This window comes from Streptomyces sp. NPDC104371, assembly GCF_055583785.1.
In genome coordinates, this window is the sequence record NZ_JBVJNF010000014.1 from 88,199 (window position 1) to 105,518 (window position 17,320).

14 protein-coding genes and 1 CRISPR repeat array are annotated in these 17,320 nt (G+C 68.8%); of the genes, 5 read left to right on the forward strand and 9 right to left on the reverse strand.

Annotated elements, in window-relative coordinates; genetic code table 11:
- Window position 1: 1 nt before the first annotated feature.
- From cas6e to ACZ60T_RS31690, 7 genes are all read right to left on the reverse strand, one after another.
- On the reverse strand, window positions 2–673 hold the full coding sequence (gene cas6e / locus ACZ60T_RS31660; RefSeq protein WP_469669065.1) for a type I-E CRISPR-associated protein Cas6/Cse3/CasE: 672 nt from the start codon (window positions 671–673) through the stop codon (window positions 2–4).
- Window positions 670–1,545 carry a type I-E CRISPR-associated protein Cas5/CasD gene (gene cas5e, locus ACZ60T_RS31665; RefSeq protein WP_469669066.1) on the reverse strand — a complete coding sequence of 292 codons (876 nt, stop codon included), beginning with the start codon at window positions 1,543–1,545 and terminating at the stop codon, window positions 670–672. Before cas5e ends, cas6e begins: the two co-directional genes overlap by 4 nt.
- A complete protein-coding gene (cas7e, locus tag ACZ60T_RS31670; protein ID WP_469669068.1) occupies window positions 1,542–2,723 on the reverse strand; it encodes a type I-E CRISPR-associated protein Cas7/Cse4/CasC in 1,182 nt (393 codons plus the stop codon). The genes cas5e and cas7e overlap by 4 nt, the downstream gene beginning before the upstream one ends.
- Window positions 2,724–2,794: 71 nt before the next feature.
- A complete protein-coding gene (casB, locus tag ACZ60T_RS31675) occupies window positions 2,795–3,559 on the reverse strand; it encodes a type I-E CRISPR-associated protein Cse2/CasB (RefSeq protein ID WP_469669069.1) in 765 nt (254 codons plus the stop codon).
- A gap of 28 nt (window positions 3,560–3,587) precedes the next feature.
- On the reverse strand, window positions 3,588–5,165 hold the full coding sequence (gene casA / locus ACZ60T_RS31680) for a type I-E CRISPR-associated protein Cse1/CasA (RefSeq protein ID WP_469669070.1): 1,578 nt from the start codon (window positions 5,163–5,165) through the stop codon (window positions 3,588–3,590).
- A gap of 209 nt (window positions 5,166–5,374) precedes the next feature.
- The gene (locus ACZ60T_RS31685; RefSeq protein WP_469669071.1) at window positions 5,375–8,248 is read right to left on the reverse strand and encodes a CRISPR-associated endonuclease Cas3''; all 2,874 of its coding nucleotides are present in this window, start codon (window positions 8,246–8,248) and stop codon (window positions 5,375–5,377) included.
- Between the two features lie 180 nt (window positions 8,249–8,428).
- Window positions 8,429–8,944: a CRISPR direct-repeat array (repeat unit 29 nt; unit sequence GTCCTCTCCGCGCGAGCGGAGGTGAGCCG).
- Window positions 8,945–9,020: 76 nt separating this feature from the next.
- Window positions 9,021–9,605: a TetR/AcrR family transcriptional regulator gene (locus tag ACZ60T_RS31690; RefSeq protein ID WP_469669091.1), complete on the reverse strand. Its 585-nt coding sequence runs from the start codon at window positions 9,603–9,605 to the stop codon at window positions 9,021–9,023.
- Window positions 9,606–10,262: 657 nt separating this feature from the next.
- Here ACZ60T_RS31690 and ACZ60T_RS31695 point away from each other — a divergent pair.
- From ACZ60T_RS31695 to ACZ60T_RS31710, 4 genes are read left to right on the forward strand one after another with little or no spacing between them, the layout of a single operon-like run.
- The gene (locus ACZ60T_RS31695) at window positions 10,263–10,895 is read left to right on the forward strand and encodes an ABC transporter ATP-binding protein (protein WP_469669072.1); all 633 of its coding nucleotides are present in this window, start codon (window positions 10,263–10,265) and stop codon (window positions 10,893–10,895) included.
- Entirely contained in the window at window positions 10,889–11,236 is a 348-nt protein-coding gene (locus ACZ60T_RS31700; protein WP_469669073.1) for a hypothetical protein, read from the forward strand. The genes ACZ60T_RS31695 and ACZ60T_RS31700 overlap by 7 nt, the downstream gene beginning before the upstream one ends.
- Complete coding sequence (locus tag ACZ60T_RS31705; RefSeq protein WP_469669074.1) at window positions 11,127–12,401, forward strand: ABC transporter permease; 1,275 nt, start codon at window positions 11,127–11,129, stop codon at window positions 12,399–12,401. Before ACZ60T_RS31700 ends, ACZ60T_RS31705 begins: the two co-directional genes overlap by 110 nt.
- A 30-nt stretch (window positions 12,402–12,431) precedes the next feature.
- Window positions 12,432–13,598, forward strand: a complete 1,167-nt coding sequence (locus ACZ60T_RS31710) for an FtsX-like permease family protein (protein WP_469669075.1) — start codon at window positions 12,432–12,434, stop codon at window positions 13,596–13,598.
- Between the two features lie 943 nt (window positions 13,599–14,541).
- On the opposite strand, the gene ACZ60T_RS31715 is transcribed toward ACZ60T_RS31710, so the two are convergent.
- Together ACZ60T_RS31715 and ACZ60T_RS31720 are read right to left on the reverse strand one after the other, a co-directional pair.
- A complete protein-coding gene (locus ACZ60T_RS31715) occupies window positions 14,542–15,342 on the reverse strand; it encodes a DUF4158 domain-containing protein (RefSeq protein ID WP_469669077.1) in 801 nt (266 codons plus the stop codon).
- 563 nt (window positions 15,343–15,905) lie between these two features.
- Window positions 15,906–16,424 carry a MarR family winged helix-turn-helix transcriptional regulator gene (locus tag ACZ60T_RS31720; protein WP_469669078.1) on the reverse strand — a complete coding sequence of 173 codons (519 nt, stop codon included), beginning with the start codon at window positions 16,422–16,424 and terminating at the stop codon, window positions 15,906–15,908.
- A 107-nt stretch (window positions 16,425–16,531) separates the two neighbouring features.
- Between ACZ60T_RS31720 and ACZ60T_RS31725 the strand changes: the two genes are divergently transcribed.
- Entirely contained in the window at window positions 16,532–17,314 is a 783-nt protein-coding gene (locus ACZ60T_RS31725) for an MFS transporter (protein WP_469669079.1), read from the forward strand.
- Window positions 17,315–17,320: the final 6 nt, after the last annotated feature.

Genomic DNA, 17,320 nt, shown 5'->3' on the forward strand with positions numbered 1-17,320 from the left:
TTCATTCCGCGCCGCCGCGGGCGGGGGCGATGGTCAGCAGTCCGCAGCCGTAGGCCTTGCCGCGCCCGATGCCTTCAATGATCTTTGTGCGGAGCAGGTCGGGGTCGATGATGACGGCGGTGCCGTCAAAGCGTGTACGGGCGTGGCGGACACGCTGCTGGTCGCCGCTGCCGCGCTGGCCGCGGATACCCGTGGCACTGTCCAGAGGCTGGGCGTTGTGGGTGAGGACTTTCAGTCCGGCCATGTCGGATTGTCGCAGCCACCACTCGTCGGCGTGAGCGCCATGGAGGGGGATGACGGCGGGGAGGTTGTACAGCTCGCGGGTGGTGGCGCCGGGTTTGCGTACGGGGCTGGCGGTGCAGCGGAAGTTGATGTGCGCTCCGGAGCGCAATGCGGCGAGGAGGGGGGTGAGTTCGCGGGTGGCAGCTTGGCCGTAGTGGGTGGGCAGGCGGCTGAGGTCGGGCTGGTGGCGGGATTGCAGGAGGACGTAGGGCCCGGTGGGGGCGTCGTCGATGCGGTGGAGGACGCCGAGGGCGGCGCGGGGGTCGGGTCCGGCTTTGTCGGGGAAGAGGGCCATCAGCCGCCGGTGGAGTGCGACCACGTCGGCGAGGTCGCGTCGCGCGTCGCGGGAGGCGGGGCTGGGGACGATGCGGGTCAGCCAGAGGGTGCTCATCGGCGGCTCCCTTCGCTGGTGGGCAGGGCTTGGTCGAGGTAGGTGGCCAGTCTTGTGAGGTAGTCGGCGCCGAGGCCGCCCCACTGGGTGGGGGGCGGGGTGAAGGTGCGCCGGTACAGGGGCCTTGACCGGTGGGTCCGCCGGCGAGGGTGGAAGGTGGTGGGCTGGTCGTTGATACGCCCGCTCGGATGGGCCGCGTCGGCTGGGTCGGAGGAGTCGGCGCTGTCGGGCAGGGGGAGCTGGTCGAGCGGCTGGCCGCCGACGATCTCCACTGTGGCGGGGCTGCCGGGGCGGGGGGCGGTGGCGGCGATGGGCAGATGCACCAGGTGGTGGAGGGCGTTGTCGTGGGCGCCCAGCAGCAGGGGCCCGGCGGGCGGGCAGGCACGTCGGCCGAGGTAGAGCGGCCAGCGCGGGGCATTGAGTGCGCTGGCGTACTTCCGGAGGAGATCGGCCTGTGCTGGGGCCTCTGGCGGGGGCGTGATGGCCACGGTGAACGCGGCGTCGGCGAGATAGTGGCGGTGGGACAGCAAGGTGGTGGCGTCTCCGGAGCGTTTTTTCCCCTGCGCTGTGGTCACGGTTTCGGAGGGGGACAGGCCGCCGCCGACCGTGTGCAGGTCGCGCAGGAGAACGCCGGCGCGGTCCACTCGGACAGTGATCCGCAGTTGGGCGAGGTCATCGATCGGTTCACCCCGGCCGCGGCCCAGGGCCGCGGCGAGGAGGCCGATGATGCCGGAGCGGGTCGGGAACGCGGCGGTGTCACGCTGGTTGAAGTGACTGTGGTGGCCCCATGACTGGAGCGGGCCGCTGCAATGGAGCAGAAGTCCCGGTCCTGGCAGGGTGGTTGCGGAAGGTTCGGCGACAGGGGTGCTCACGCGGCGGCTCCGGAGCCGCTAGGGGCAAACGCCGTCTCGAGAGCGGCGGTGACCAGGCCGCCCAGGGATGTGTGACGGTCTCCGAGGCCGTTGTGGTCCTTGGCGTCCAGGCCGGTCCAGCTGGCGCGGAGGATGCCGTCGTCGCCCATGAACGTGTTCACAGCGTCGGCGTACTGGGCGAGGGCGTCGCGGGAGGCAGCGGCGTATCCGCCGTCGGCAGCCATCTGGACGGGCCTTTCGAAGGCCGCGGCGAGCGAGAGCGGCCGGTCGGCGCGGACCGTGAGGTGGATGAGGTCCGGCACCGTGTTGGGGGCGGTGGAGTTCTTCTTCGCCTGCGGAAGCGACCTGATGAAGGAGTCCAGGAAGGCTTCGGTCAGTTCCCTGGCGGCTGCCGCGTCACCGCCGAGGTTGGCGGCGAGTTCCTCAAGGTCGATGGTGGCGTAGCGGTAGAACGTACCGGCGCTGAACTCGGCGTGGCCCATGTGGCCGCTGCCGGTGGAGTCGTTCCATTCGTCGGTGACGTCGTCGACGGCGGAGAAGTAGTCGATCTCGATGTCGGTGGGGTGGGTGGTCATGGCGTGAGCGACCTGGACGGCGCCGTCGACGCCTGCGTCGTCGACCTCGGCCAGCATCCGGCCGAAGAGGTTGATCACGCCGTTGCGCGTTCGAAGGATGGCGGTCACCCGGTCCTTGGGCAGGATGCTCTTGTCGCTGGATTTCTTGATGTCCTTGGCCTTCTCCAGCTCCGCCCGGTGCTCTGCGGCCAGGTCGGCGAGCTCGGCGACGGCGGTCTGCGGCACGTACACCAGCGCGTTACCGATGACCTTGTTGACCTGGACCTGCTTGTCCTTCTCTTCGAGTTCGAACTTGATACCGCTGGCGGCAGCGAGGTGCGCGCCGGCCCGTGCGGCCAAGTCCTGGGGCCAGCCGCGCTCTTCGGCCAGGAAGCGGGAGACGCGTTCGCCGATCCGACGGGTACGCAGCGCGGCCTGTCCGATGCGCTTTTGGAAATCGCTCCGCGTTGCCCGCTTCCAGCACTGGCTCGAGACCCGGGTGCGTAGGACGCCGCCGTACTGGACGGTCTTGACCGAGTTGGTGTCGTCCCGGTTGAGGTTGGCAAATGGCACGGTCTGCAGGACGTGGATGCAGATGAAACGGGCGAGGGGCCTGGCGGTCACAGGTGCTCCTTCTGAAAGTGCTGGTCGATGCGAGTTGTGGGGTGGGATGCGTGCTGTGCGGGGCGAGTGGGTCAGCCGGCGTCGGTGCCCGTCGGCTCAGAGGCGTCGTCGCTGTCGCGCTGGTCTGCTTCGCGGCGGGCGTCTTCCTGGCAGCGGCGATAGAAGTCCTGCAGCCAGCGGCGTGTAACGCGCCCGGAGTGCCGACGCCAGTCGACAAGGTCCTGCAGCAGCCGTGCCCAGTCCACGGGCACGTCCAGGGACCGCAGGTAGCGGACAGAGGCGGGCAGGTGCCGGTGCAGGCCCGTGACGCCCTGCTTGCAGAGGATGTTCAGGCGGCTTTCGGCCGTGCTGCGCCGCATCTGGCGTTCCCGGCCGGGGCTGTTGATGACGGCCAGGGCGAAAACGGCCCCAAGGCTCGTACCGTAATCCCGCTCATCGGCATCGCTTTCCTCCGCAGGCGTCGCCTGGGCGCCCTTTGCCGATGGCTCCTCGGCCTCGGGTTCGGCGGCTTCGCTGTCCGTGGTGTCGCCTGTGTCGTCGGCGGTGGTGCCCGGCCTGCGGGCCTGTTCGGCGATCATGGCCGCGATGGCGTAATACGCCCTCTGCGTGTCGTCGGTGACGTTCGGCGGGACCAGGTGGGCGATGACCCGGTGCATACGAGGTACGGCGTCGAGGTCCTTGCGTACTCCGGAGCGCAATGCGGCGCGGGCGCCCGGGTCACGCTCGCACGTGCGCAGGACTGCGTCCGTGAACTTCCGGTAAGCGGTGAGCCGGGTCGTGCCGACAGAGCGCTGGGAGGGTACGGAGGTGGTAGGAGGGCATGAAGCAGTGGTCACTGGCGGATCTCCTTCGCTGTCGTGCGATTCAGGCGACGCCGGGACGGGCGGGCTTGCCGCGGCGGTCGCCGAACAGTTCGATACGGGCTTCCTCTACCGCTTTCGCACCGCGCTGCGTGCGGGCCGCCGAAGCAGTGACGTCATCGAACGCACGCACGGCGAGCTGAAGGAATGCGGTCCGCGCAGCCGCGATGTCCAGGCCGCCGTCGAGCACGGTCCCCGTGCGGTCCAGCAGAGCGAACCGGTCCCAGAACACCCGTTCCGCGGCAGGCCAGTACCGAGCGGTACCCTCCTGGGCCCAGGCGTCCGCGCTGTCCTTCTGATCGTTCACATACATGCGCCAGGCTCGGCGCAGAGCCCGGTCCAGCCGGATACCGAACTGCTCCCCCAGCGCCCGCAACCGCCCCACGGCGGGCTGGGTCCGCGCCGAGCGCTTCTCCACGAAGCCGAGCACGGGCGGGGTGGCAGCGTCCACGAACTGGGTGTCCTTGGCCTGCCCGTCCTGCTCGAACCCAAGTGCCCGCACGCGCAGTTCAGGCGACACTTCGATGGCCCACTCGAAAACGGCCGGGCGCCGCGGCTGCGCGACACCGGGCGGATCGATCAGCAGCAGCGCATCCAGGTCCCGCCACAATGCCCGACGGGAGTTGGCGGGGCGCGGGTAGGTGTTGCCCTGCTTGCTGATCTGCAACATCAGGTAGGCGTCGTCCGGACGGGTGCCGCGCCCGGTGCGGTAGGCCCACGTGATGTAGGCGTCCTGCACGCGCGCGCCGTCGTCAGGGTCGGGGACGAGCAGCAGGGCGTGCATGGAACCGGCTGTCAGCCGCGAGCACGGGCCCGTGAGCGCGGGCGGTTGTCCGTCAGGGTCGGGGAGTTCGTCCCACTCCCACGGGCACTGATCGTGCTCGGCCTCAACATCCCGCGCTGGCGGTACGAGACCGGCAAGCAGCGTCTCGAAGAGCGTGTCCCCCTCAGGGTGATACGAGAGGCTGGTGCGCAGGGGACCCGCCTTGGCGCTGGCACTCGAGACACCGTTGACTTCGCGGGCCGAGCAGCGCCCGGATGGCCCGTAGTAGTGCCACGTCAACAGGTTGAGGACCGCCTCCGCAGCGGTCGGCAAGTCGGGGCGCGCATCGCTGGCGTGCCGGAACCAGGAATGGTTGTTGCCCGAGGGCCGCGTCACCACCAGCTTGTTCACCCCGGCCGTGTTGGACGGGTCGCACTGGTCCTTCAACCGTCGATCCTGCATCCAGGGCCGACCGCCCGGCTCCACGTCGAATAGGAAGAAACGCTCCCGGTAGCGGTCGAAGTACTCCTCGATCCCCTTCTGCGGAAGGCGCCCCTCTGCCAGTACGTCATCGCGCAGGAGCTGCCAGTCGTCCGGACCATCCTTCGCCTCGTCCAGACCGGTCACGCGCGCGGTCAGCGCATACAGGATGCGCAGGAGAGCAGAGTGCGCGGGCGCGTCCGGCACGGCGAGCCCCTCGATCTCGTGACTGCGCAGCAGCAGTTCGAGCAGACCTACGCGGGATGGCCTGCTGCCCGCGTTGCGCTCGGCTTCCGGGGACCACCGCACGGGAAACAAGGGTTCTTCGACGATGTTCACGGTTGCGGGCATGGGTCTCCCGAAGAAGTACAGAATGAAGGTGGGGTCCCTGCGCGAGCGGGGGTGAACCAGCTGCCGTCGCGAAACGGCCCAGACGACCAACCCCCTGCATGCGAAAGCAGGCGTACTCACCCAAGTCCCCCCGGACTAGGCATAGTTGGACGCTACCAAAGGCTGCGGTCGCAAAGAGAGCACTCCAAAGAACTCGGTCACAGTTGCTCGAGTCCGACTTCAGAGATGCCGATCGTCCGATCACCGCAGCGGCAGCTCCACACGCCGTCGTCGGCCCTGGTCATCGACAACACCGCCAGATCCCGAAGCGCGGACGACTTCTCCCACGCGTCAGGGAGGCTCGCCAGGCCCGCTTCCCTGACCCACTTGCCTGGCACCGGCGCCACATGGGCGACGATGCGCGCCACAGCGTCCCGGTTCAAAACGCGCCCTTCAGCACCAGGCAGAGGCACCGAACCGGCAACATCGAGGGTACTCCGCCCGTCCTCCCGGACATACAGACACACAACACGGCCCGTATCAGCACCCAGCCGGGCGGTCAGCAACTCCTCCGTAAATCCTTCGAGTTGGCGGCTGATGAGGTGCAGATTTCCTTGGATGTCTCCAGGGCCCCCGATGCCGACCATGCCGGCGAGATCCGTCTCCGCCGTAGTCGACGCCAGGCGCTCGCCATCCAGCAACCGCAGCTCCTGCCTGGCGGCAGCGTCAAGCCCGTCGACAAAGTCGGGAGCATAGACAGCGTCCACGAGCTCCTGCACCCCGTCCGGCACAACAACCCCGCCCGCCGCCCGCTCAGCCAACAGAAGCGACGTACGGATCAGCAGGCTGGTGTCGTAGACCGAACCCCAACTGCGCGGCTTGTCCGCCTTCTGCGCATGCCGGAACGGATCGAGAACGACCAGCCTCGGCCGATCCTCCGCACGCGCCCACGCCGGACGCCCACCAGGCCCCCTGCGGTGACGGCGACCACGACCCGCACGCTGCAGCAACTGCGCCAACGGCGCAAGGTCACTGATGACCAGATCGAAGTCGAGATCGAGGGACTGCTCCACCACCTGTGTGGCCACCAGCACCGACGCCTCACGCACCCGCGCACGCTCCCCATCGCGAGGCTTTCCGTACGCGGCCTCGCACTCCGCGGTGATGCGCTGCCTCGTGTTGGCCGGGAAGCATGAGTGCAGCAGACGCACCCCACCCTCACGGACCGCCAACTCAGGGAAAGCCGCGCGCAGATCACGGAAAGTCTGCTGCGCCTCGGCGACCGTCGTACAGCACACCAGCGCAGTCCCGCCCTCCTCAACCACCGGGCGTAGCTCCTCCCTCAACACCGCTCGCCGCCCCCCAGGGCGCACAGGCGTGCCGGGCGCCGCCGACAGAACGTCCCAGGCCACACGGTGCACCGCGACATCCACCGTGCGAGGCCGACCCGTACTGGTCGCCCGCGGCAGCGAGACCTCACCCGTCTCCGCACTCGCGTACAGCCAGCCGGGATAGCAAGGCGCGACATCAGCCGGCTCCACGAACCCGGCACCACGACGGTAGGCATTGACCAGCGAAGCCGCCGTGCTACCAGTCAGCGTGGCCGACAACAAGACCACCGGGGCCCTGAAAGCGCCCAGCCACTCCAACAAGGTCAGCAGCAGCTTGTGCATCCACGGCCCGTAGGCATGGGCCTCATCCACGACGAAGACCTTCTCGAACAGGCCCAACAAGCGCAGCACGTTGTACCGCAACGGCAGAACGCCGCTCAGCACCTGGTCGATCGTGCCAACCGACAGCGGCGCAAGGAAACCGCGCTTCGGTCCGCGCAACCAGGCATCCGCCTCCACCGCCGTCGCCCCATCCGCACTGAACCCCTCAGCAGGCCACTGTGTTTCGCCATCCGAGACATCGTTCGCAGACTGCCCGTACAACGGGTTCAGCCACGCCATGGAGTGCAACAACGTCAGCGCACGCTCACCACCCAGAGCACCAGAAGCAAACGAGCGAACCCGCCCGAACATCCCATCCGCCGTCGCCATCGTCGGCAGCGCCACGTACAGACCCCGCGCCCCAGCCGCCCTGCCAAGCACCGAAGCCGCATACAACGCAGCCTCCGTCTTCCCGTCCCCCGTCGGTGCGGTCACCAACACCAGGCCCGAACCGTGCTGCGCCACCAGCCCAGGAAGACGGGCCACCACATCCGCCTGCAACGGATTAGGCTCAAACGGGAACATCTCGCCGAAACTGGCAGCATCGAAGCTGGCCCGCCCCAGCCGCGCACCCGCCACCAGCCCCGGCGCAGCAGCCGTCGCACGCTTGAAATGCGCGTCGACCTCATCCCGGCTCCCCCGCCAGGAGGCAGGCGGCCGCACCGCCACGATCGCCTGCGTCTGACTCGCCAGCCAGTCAGCAGCAATCACCAGCCCCGCAAGCACAACAGCAAGATCAGCAGACAGCGCACCCACCGGCACCGCGTGACCATCCGTCACCCGCCGCAGCTCCTCAAAGTGCAGGCGCCGCTGCTCAGCCCACCCCTCCTCCCCCAACCCTGCCTGATACCGGCTGGGACAGCGCATGTGAGACACCGACAGCGACGCACCGAACAAGCCGTGATGACCACCGAGAAGGTGCGCCACCCAGTGCGCCAACGGCGCACCAGAACCCCCCGACGTCGCCTTGATACGCTGGTTCGGATACCCGGCATCGACCAGCAGCTCGGCAAGAGCCCAGTGAGTCGCCATCTCATGACGGAAACCCCGATCCCGTTCAGCCCCCGGCGCGAACACGTACCCTCGCTCATCACGCACCGCACCAAACAACTCGGGAACCTGCGCCTGGAACACCGGGGTGATCTTGCCTAGATCATGCAGTCCAGCCCAGAGAGACAGGACCGACCGACAATCGTCCACACCCACGCCCAACTGCTGGGCAAAACGCTCGCGCGTCCGCTCATCCAACAGCTCATCCCACAGCACCGCGAACACCGCGGCTACGTCCAGCAGATGACACATCACCGGATAGGGACGGCTGAGCCCATGCTCCTTCCCCCATAAACGGTGGTCTGGGCAGGCACAGGCAGGCTCTGTCATGGGGTACTTGCTACCAGGAGCCACTGACAATGACGCTGAGCAGCCGGAACGCCGACACGGCGGACATGAAGGGACCTACACTGACCATCGGAGTGAATGACCACTGTCAGCGGACGGCCCATGAGTAAAGAAATTGCTATGTCTCCGTAAGCATGCAGGTCAAGAAGTGTCCTCTCCGCGGTCCTCTCCGCGCGAGCGGAGGTGAGCCGCTCTACCCGTCCAGCAGGATCGCCCGGGAAGCGTCCTCTCCGCGCGAGCGGAGGTGAGCCGTAGCCGGGGCTCGCGGGGAGGGCGCCGGAGGGTCCTCTCCGCGCGAGCGGAGGTGAGCCGTTGGGAGTGGCGCGGCGGGCAGGAGCGAGGCCGTCCTCTCCGCGCGAGCGGAGGTGAGCCGCCCCGGCACCCGAGGCACCCCCGGCCCCGGAAGTCCTCTCCGCGCGAGCGGAGGTGAGCCGGCGAGGCCTTCCGCGCTGGCGGTGATGGCCATGTCCTCTCCGCGCGAGCGGAGGTGAGCCGTAGGTGCCGATGCCGCCCGCGATGCCCACGGCGTCCTCTCCGCGCGAGCGGAGGTGAGCCGTCGTCCGGGCCGAGGGTGGCCAGGATTTCCTGGTCCTCTCCGCGCGAGCGGAGGTGAGCCGCGCCTTCGCGGCGATCAGGTAGAGCGCATCGGGTCCTCTCTGCGCGAGCGGAGGTGAGCCGCCGGAGATGGTGGAGGCGTTCTCCACCTGACTCATTACACGGGCGTGAAGCGCCAATCCTGCAGGCAGCAGTCGACTCAGCGGACTGTCGGAGCTGGCAGTGTGACCGCCTCACGCAGCTCGGTGGCGGCCTGGGCCATGAGCTGAGCGAGGGTGGTGTCCGGCTCGGCCAGCCAGCGGGGCATGGCGCGCCGGTGGATCGCCAGCACCACGTCGGTGATGAAGCGTGCTTTGCCGGGCTCGACGCCGCGGCGCTCGAGCGCCGGTGCTAGCGCGTCGGCGATGTCGGCGAGCTTGATCAGATCGCGCTCAGCCAGCGCCGGGTTGGCGGCGATCACTCTTCCCCGGCGTAGCAGGAACTCGCGTGGGCGGAAGACCTCCTCGGCGGTCCCCAGCGCGGTCAGCAGCGCCTCGATCGGGGTGAGGCCCGGGTCGGCCGCCTCGACCTGGGCGACGAGGTGGGCCTCGAGTTCGTTGCCGACGAAGAGGACTTCCCGCTTGTCGGGGAAGTAGCGGTAGAAGGAGCGCTCCTTCAGACCGGCGGCGCCTGCGATCTGCGCGACCGAGGTGCGCTCGAACCCCTGCGTCTCGAACAGCTCGAGCGCCGCGCGTTCGAGCCGGCCCTGTGCGTCTGATTCCCGGTTCGGCGGAAGATCCTCGATCGCTGTCGGGGCATGGCTACCGTCCGCCGCATGCCGGTGGGGATCTCTGTCGGCTCAGTGCGGCGGTCCCTCAGACCGAGGTCGCGCATGAGGTCAGCCGCGGTCTCCACCAGGGCACAGCTGAGCTCGATCTCCATCAGGTCGAGCAGCTCGGGGTGATCGTCAGGGTGGTGACCCCATTCGTCGATGAGCGCGGCGGCAATCGCGCGCATGCCTGACAGGGGTGAGAAGAAGTGGGAGGTGCTTCAGTTCGCCTGAACCGGGCTGTTCGATGTTCACGAGAGCGAACAGCAGCCAGCCGCCGGTGGCGAGTTGCGGGTGTCTGCGCCGCACGGCCCCACCGCCTACTCGGGTCAGGGGTTCTTCAGGCTCAAGATCAGGGACAGCCCGGAGGCGTGGATGCCGCGAGCGGCCCTAGCGTCGGTGCGGCGGGTGACTGATGCCCCCCGACCGATGCCCCTATGGAAAAGGTGAGCGAGTGTTCCGGAGCAAGGCTCTACCGGCACGGGCTTCGAGCCCGGCCTCCGTCGGTGCGGAGAGGGTGGGCGACATCGTCCGCCTTACCGCCGTGCACAAGACGTACGGCCGTGGTGACAATCGGGTACGGGCGCTCGACGGGGGGATGTCAACTTCGAGGCGGGCACTTTCACCGCCATCATGGGCCCCTCGGGTTCGGGTAAGTCGACGTTGCTGCAGTGCGCGGCGGGCCTGGACCGGGTCGACGCGGGCCAGGTCCTGCTGGACGGCGCGCCGTTACACGGGCTTTCCGAGCGGGCGCTGACCGAGTTGCGCCGTGAGCACATGGGCTTCGTCTTCCAGTCCTTCAACCTGATCCCGGCCCTGACGGCCCGGCAGGACATCGAGCTGCCGCTGCGGTTGGCCGGGCGGGAGATCGACCCGGTGGTGATCGATCGAGGGCTGGCGGAGGTCGGTCTCGCCGAGCGTGGCGAGCACCGGCCCGCTGAACTGTCGGGTGGTCAGCAGCAGCGCGTCGCGATCGCGCGTGTGCTGGTGACCAGGCCTAAGGTGATCTTCGCGGACGAGCCGACCGGCGCGCTGGACTCGCGTACCGCGCGTGAGGTCCTGGCGCTGCTGCGCGGCGTCGTCGAGGAGCACGGGCAGACGGTGATCATGGTCACCCACGACCCGGTGGCCGCCTCGTACTCGCAGCGGGTGGTCTTCCTCGCCGACGGCAAGGTGACCGGTGAGGTGTCCGAGCCGACGGCCGAGACCGTGGCTCTGCGGATGGCCGCGCTGGAGCCCGGCGAGAGCGAGGCGAAGGCATGCTGAAGATCGCCGCAGCCACCCTCCGGCACCGTCTGATGGGCTTCGTGGGCGCCTTCCTCGCCCTCGCCCTCGCCCTCGCCCTCGCCCTCGCCCTCGCCCTCGCCCTCGGCACGACGATGATCGGCGTGATGACGCTGACCCTGGCGGCCACCTTCGGTACGCCGCACCCCGGGGCCGCAGCGGTTCAAGGAAGCCTCGACCGTCATCGCGCCGCAGGGCTTCGAGGGGCGTCCGATGAAGGCCCCCGCGGTGCTGCCTGCCGACGTCGTGACCAAGGTGACCGCGGCCGGGAAGGTCACGGCCGATCGCAGCTTCCCGGTACGGCTGAACTCCGGTTCCGGTGAGACGACCGGCCACCCCTGGACCTCGGCCACCTTCGCGGGCTACCACCTGGTTGCCGGGCGCGCGCCCAAGGCCGCGGACGAGATCGCCGTTGCCGGTGGCGCCGAGTCGCTGATCGGGCGTCAAGCCGAGGCCATCACCGCCGACGGCGCAGGCCGCTACCGGGTGGTGGGGGTCACCGACGCACTCTGGTTCGAGAACGCGGTCTTCTTCAGCGGCACCGAGGCGGAGCGCCTGTCGCCCGGTGTCAACGCACTGGTCACCGAGCAGAAGGCGAGCCGGCTGTCTGCCCTCGTGGGCGACCGGGCCGTGGTCCTCGGCGGCGACGACCTGACCCGGATCGACCCCGACTCCACCGGCGGCGCGCAGGCGCTGGCCAATGCCCAGGCGATGGCCGGCAGCACGACCGGACTCGCGGTGTGTGTCGCGGTGTTCGTCGTCATCGCGACCTTCGCCTTCGCCACCGAGCAGCGTCGCCGCGAACTGGCGCTGATGCGGCTGGTGGGTGCCGCGCCGCGGCAGGTGCGGCGCATGGTCCTCGGCGAGGCGATGCTGATCGGCCTGGCGGCGGCAGTCGCCGGCTGCGTCCTCGCCCCGCTGTGCACCATGCCGCTGCGCTCCTGGATGCTCGACCACAACGTCGCCCCGTCCTGGTTCACCATCCCCTTCAACCCCCTGCCGCTGCTGATCTCCTTCGTCATCGGCGTGGCCGCGGCACTGGCCGGCTCGGCTGCCACTCTCGTCCGGGTCTCGCTGATCCGGCCGATCGAGGTGCTGCGCGAGAGCGCGGTGGAGCGCCGCGGGATGACGCCGATCCGCTGGCTGCTGGGGATCGGGATGCTGATCGGTGCCGTCGTCGCGGGGATCGTGATCTCCCGGGCCGAGCCATACCTGGCGGCCAATGCCCGCAAGTACGAGGCACTGCCGGTCCTCTACGTCGGCGCGGTCACCCTGCTGGCCCCGATCCTGCTGCGACCGGTCACCAGGCTGCTGATCGGCCCGCTGCGCCGCTCCGGCAAGGCCTGCCCGCTGCTGGTGCGCGAGAACATCCTCACCTCCCGGCGTCGCACGGCCGCCACCGTGGCGCCGATCGTGGTGGCCGTCGGGCTGGTCGGCACCCTGCTGACGATGCAGAAGTCGGGCAGCGCCGCGGTCCTGGCCCGCTAGCAGCAGGAGGTTCACGCGACGGACGTCGCCGTGCCCGGCGGTTCCGGGATCGGCGCCCGCACGCTGGAGCGGCTGACGGCCGTACCCGGGGTCCGGGTTACCCCGGTCACCTCGATGAACATCCGGATCGGCAACACCCAGGGCGACCAGATCGACTCGCTGAACACCAACGCGGTGCCCGCGGCGGCGCTGGGTACCACCATCACGCCGCCCGTACTCTCCGGCTCCCTCGCCTCGCCGCCCGAGAACTTCCTGGTCATCGACGAGCACACGGCCCAGTCCAGCAGACTGTCGGCTGGTGACCAGGTGGTCACGCTGCTGCCGACCGGCGAGAAGGTTCCGACCGTCATCGCGGCGGTGGTCGCGCGCGGTCTGAACGGCGACGACACCTATGTGTCCGCGTCGCTGACCGGCCCGCTGATGCCAAGCCAGGTCTACCTCAACTCGACGGCGGGCGTGGGCCAGCCGCTCGACAAGCAGCAGACGGCCGCGGTGAACCAGGCGCTGGACGGCTCCGGCGCACACGTCCTGACCTACGGCGCCTACCTGGAGGCCCAGCGCGCGCACGCCGCCGAGCAGACGAACAACGCGGCGGTGGTGATCCTGGGGATCGCACTGGCCTACGCGCTGATCGCGGTCGCCAACACCTTGATCATGGCGATGGCCGGACGGCGGCGGGAGTTCGCCCTGCTCGGGCTGGCCGGCGCGGTGCGCAGCCAGATCGTGAAGGTCGCTGCCGCCGAGTCGGCCGTGGCGGTGGTCGTCGGCACCGTGCTCGCCGCCGTGGCGACAGGACTCGCCGCGGTGACCCAGCACGTCTCGCTGAGCAAACTCGTGACTGGCGCGCCGACGGTGATCCCTTGGGCACAGATGCTGGGGACCATCGCGCTCTGCGCCCTCGTCACCGTCGTCACCGCATCCGCGGCGACCGGACGGGCGACCCGCCGACGCGATCGAAGCCGCGGACATCCGCGAATAGGACACGGCCGGGACCACGTGTGGGCCGCTGGTTCGTTCCCAGATCTCGTCAGCAGCTGTCGCCAGCGGCTGCTCGGCGTCCCCGCCGAGCGCCCTGGCGCTGTCGAAACCGGTGAACTCTTCGACTCGCTCGCGGCGGCCAGACGCCTCCCGAACTGGTGCACAAACGCTGTCGTTCTCGCGGCCAAAGCCAGATCACGGTGTACTCAGGCGGGATAGAGCTCATCATCGGCTACGCCCCGAAACCAGCGGGTTCGCAGATTCTGAAGGTCGACCGGATGCGAACCTGCTGGTGGGGGCGTCCTGTTGAGGGGCTGGGCCTTCGGGTTGAGTACTGCTTGAATGCTCCGGTGAGCGAACTTGTGGTCATCCTGGTAGCAGGCGGACTGACGGCCTGGCTGCTCCGTCGGAAGGTGAAGCGACGTGCAGACAGTGCCGCTCAAGGCAATGTGATCAAGGTTCCCTGCCTGCTGCGGCATCCCTCGCTTGAAGGCCGGTGGCTCCGGGGGCGGATGGTGATAGGCACCTCCACGATGGCCTGGGAGCCCCGCACCAGGGCCGGTGCGGCGGTATCACTTCCGGCAGGGTTGCGGCAGGTCAGCCTGCGTTCACCTTCACGGCGCGAAGCAATGAAGATCAACGGTAGGTCCAGGATTGTTGAGTGCACCTCTTCTGAAGGTGCTGTTCTCATTGTCGTGATGCCGAATGAGCTAGATCACGTGCTCACTGCCTTGAGCAGGAACGGAGCCGAGTAAGCGGCGGCCTTTCATGCCTGCGTGAGGTCGATGGTGAAGTACTCGGGGTGGGCGGCGCGGACGTAGTGGATCGCGGTGTGCGAGGTGATGCCGAACAAGCGCATCAGTCGGACCGGGTCCGATCCCGATACGGTCCCGCATCGGTTGGAAGTTGGAGATGCCGACTGCCGGCCGGTCGACGTGCATGGCGGTGATGGGGCTGACGATCAGATGGGGGTTACTACTCAGCGGCCAGCGGCGGTGACGCTGGACCAGCCAGTCTTTGACGAGCCGCAGGGCGAACTCGTCCAGGCAGATCACGTGGTCGGGCCGGTTCGGCCTGCGGATCCGCAGACGTCCCGTGGACCGGTCGAGATCGTCCAGCCAGAGCTCGGCGATCTGCTTGGGACGGATGGCATAGACAGCGATCAGGACGAGGGCGAGTCTGTCCTTGGTGCCCGGGACTTGCTGCAGGAGCCCTTTGAGCCGGTCCGACGGGATGGCCCGCGGGACCCTGACGGGGGCCGTAAGGTGCACGTTTCCAGCGCCGGCTCCATAGCCTTGCCCGACACCCGCATCGGGCCCAGCCGCAGCCGCTCCAGCTCCGACACCCGCTTCTTCTCCGGCACTTCGAGCAGCCGAATCATCTCCGTGCGCAGGTCGTACGGCACCGCCTCGTACAGCGCGGCGTGCAGCCGGTCGTTCTCTTCCTGGCGGACCGCGGCCACCATCCGGGCCAGCGTCGTCACGCCGGGCAGCAGTACCCGGTTGTTCACCAGCCACACCACCGCCCGGTCGAACAGAGCGCGCGGCCCCTCCAGCGACGACCACACCCGCGCCGCCAGAAACCCCCGCAGCTCGGCCTCACCCGCGGCGAAGTCCCGGTAGCCGTACTCGTCGCGGATCTCCCACGCGTGCTCGTACACCGTCTGCGAGCGCGTCCCGTACTCGGCGAAGTACTCGTCGTCGATGCCAAGCTGCTCGGCGACGAACCGCACCACGGCGACCGGGACCGCCGTGGGATCCTCCGTCAGGAAGGCGCCGAGCATCCGCACTGTGCCCCACTGCACCGCCCACCCCAGCCTCGTCGCCGGACGGCGCTTCGCCCGCGCCAGGCCCAGGGCCTTCGTGTCCAGGCGGAAGAACTGTTCCAGCTCCCCGGGCGACAGTTCCGTGGCGAACCGGCCGTAGCGGGTCTCTTGGTCAGCAGACAGGTACTCAACAGGCATGCCGAGGACCGTAGAGCCCGCTGACCAGGCAAAACGGGCACGTCACCGAACCGGAATCAAGATCGCTCCGCTACCGCTAATTCCCGTTCGGATACTCCCCGAGGGCCAAGCTGTGCATGGATGGGACGGAAACCGATCACTGTGTTTATACGGACAGAACTGCGCAGCAAGGTGATTCATGGGACCCCCGTGAGGAGCCGCAGAGGGGGCGACCGGAGCAGGCTCTGCCATGGAGAGCCCGGCCTGCCCGCATGGTGTGCGGGCAGCTGCGGGAGCTGGCAGTGCGGGTCGTGGGCCCATGCGACTCAAGATGTGCTTCCAAGACAGCTGTAGTGGCGGCCCGGCACGTCACAAGCCGCGAAGGACCTGCCGTGTCATGCGGATAAGCGGCAGCGCTGCGGTCCGCTCGCGCCCGCGTCCGTGGCCGCTGTGCACGATGCGGTTGCCCACTGCCGCGACAGCTCGCGCCCGCGGGCTCTCCGCGCAAATTCACCGATCATCATCAAGTTCCGAAGGACTCTCCATTCTCCTGACGGGTGTGCTCGGGGTGCCTTCGGCTGTGTTCAGGCGTCCTTGGGAACGTCGTGGCGGGTTGCCTGGCCGAACTCGTTCTCCAGGCGGCCCAGCAGGCGGCTGAGCAGCGCGTTGAGTTCCTCGATGTCCTCGGGGGAGAGTGCGTCGGCGAACAGGCCGTGTTCCCGGGCGGTGCGTTGCTGTGTGGCGGCACGCCAGCGGTCCTGGCCGCGCGCAGTGAGCCGGACCGGCTTGCTGCGGCCGTCGGCCGCCGCGACGGACTCGATCAGGCCAGCCTGGGTGAGGCGGGCCAGGCGCACGCTCATCGTGCCCGAGGTAATGCCCAGCTGGTGAGAGAGGGTGGTGGGGGCGGCCTGGTAGGGCGGGCCGGAACGCTGCAGGGCCGAAAGCGCTGCCCAGTCGCCTGCGGTGAGCTCGTTGGTGGTGGCCACCTGGGTGAGGAGGCGCTCGAACAGCCTGGTAATGCGCCCGATGCGCTGGCGGGCGGCCTCGGTCCCGGGGTCGACGCCGGGCATGTCGGCGATCCACCGTGACAGTTCGGCCTCCACTGAGTCCTGTGGCTTGGGCTGCTGCTCGGGTCCGGGCACCTTTGACACTCCCTTGAGTCTCAAGATAATTTACCTTGGCACTCAAGATAACCACATCAGGAGGGCTCGTGACAGACACGTCCACTCACGAGGACACGCAGGGCCTGCCCTGGGCCGGGCTCCTCGCCCTTGCTGTCGCCGGATTCGTCACGGTGCTCACCGAAACGGTCCCCGCAGGCCTCTTGCCTCAGATCAGCAGAGGCCTCGACGTCTCCCAGGCCACCGCCGGACAACTGGTGACCGTCTACGCGGCAGGGTCGATGCTCGCCGCGATACCGCTGACCGCACTGACCCGCCGCTGGCCGCGACGCCCCGTGCTGCTCGCCACCGTCCTTTCCGTGGTCGCCGCCAACGCCGGCACAGCCGCCTCGCCCTGGTTCGCCCTCACCTTCACCGGCCGCCTCATCGCCGGACTGGGCGCAGGCCTGCAGTGGGCGATGATCGCCGGATACGCCATGCGGATGGTCCCCGAAGCCAGCAAGGGCCGGGCACTGGCCATCTCCATGGGCGGTGTCCCGGTAGCCCTGGCCGTCGGCGTCCCGGCCGGAACCGGGCTGGGCACCAGCATCGGATGGCGCTCCACCTTCGCCGTCATGGCCGCCCTCGGCCTTGCCGTCACCGTATGGGCGCGTGCTGCTCTCCCGCCGATCGCAGGAGAAGCCGCCCACGAACGCGTCCCGGTCAGGCGAGTCCTCACACAGCCCGGCATCGCCGTCCTCATGCTGATCGCCTTCGCCTTCGAAGTCGGCCACTTGACTTCCTCCCCCTCGGTGAACGAGGGGGATTCCTACGGCTCGCGCCGCAGGGTTTCCTGCTTCATCGCCGACTGCCCGCCCGGAGTGCTCCGTTGAGGTCTT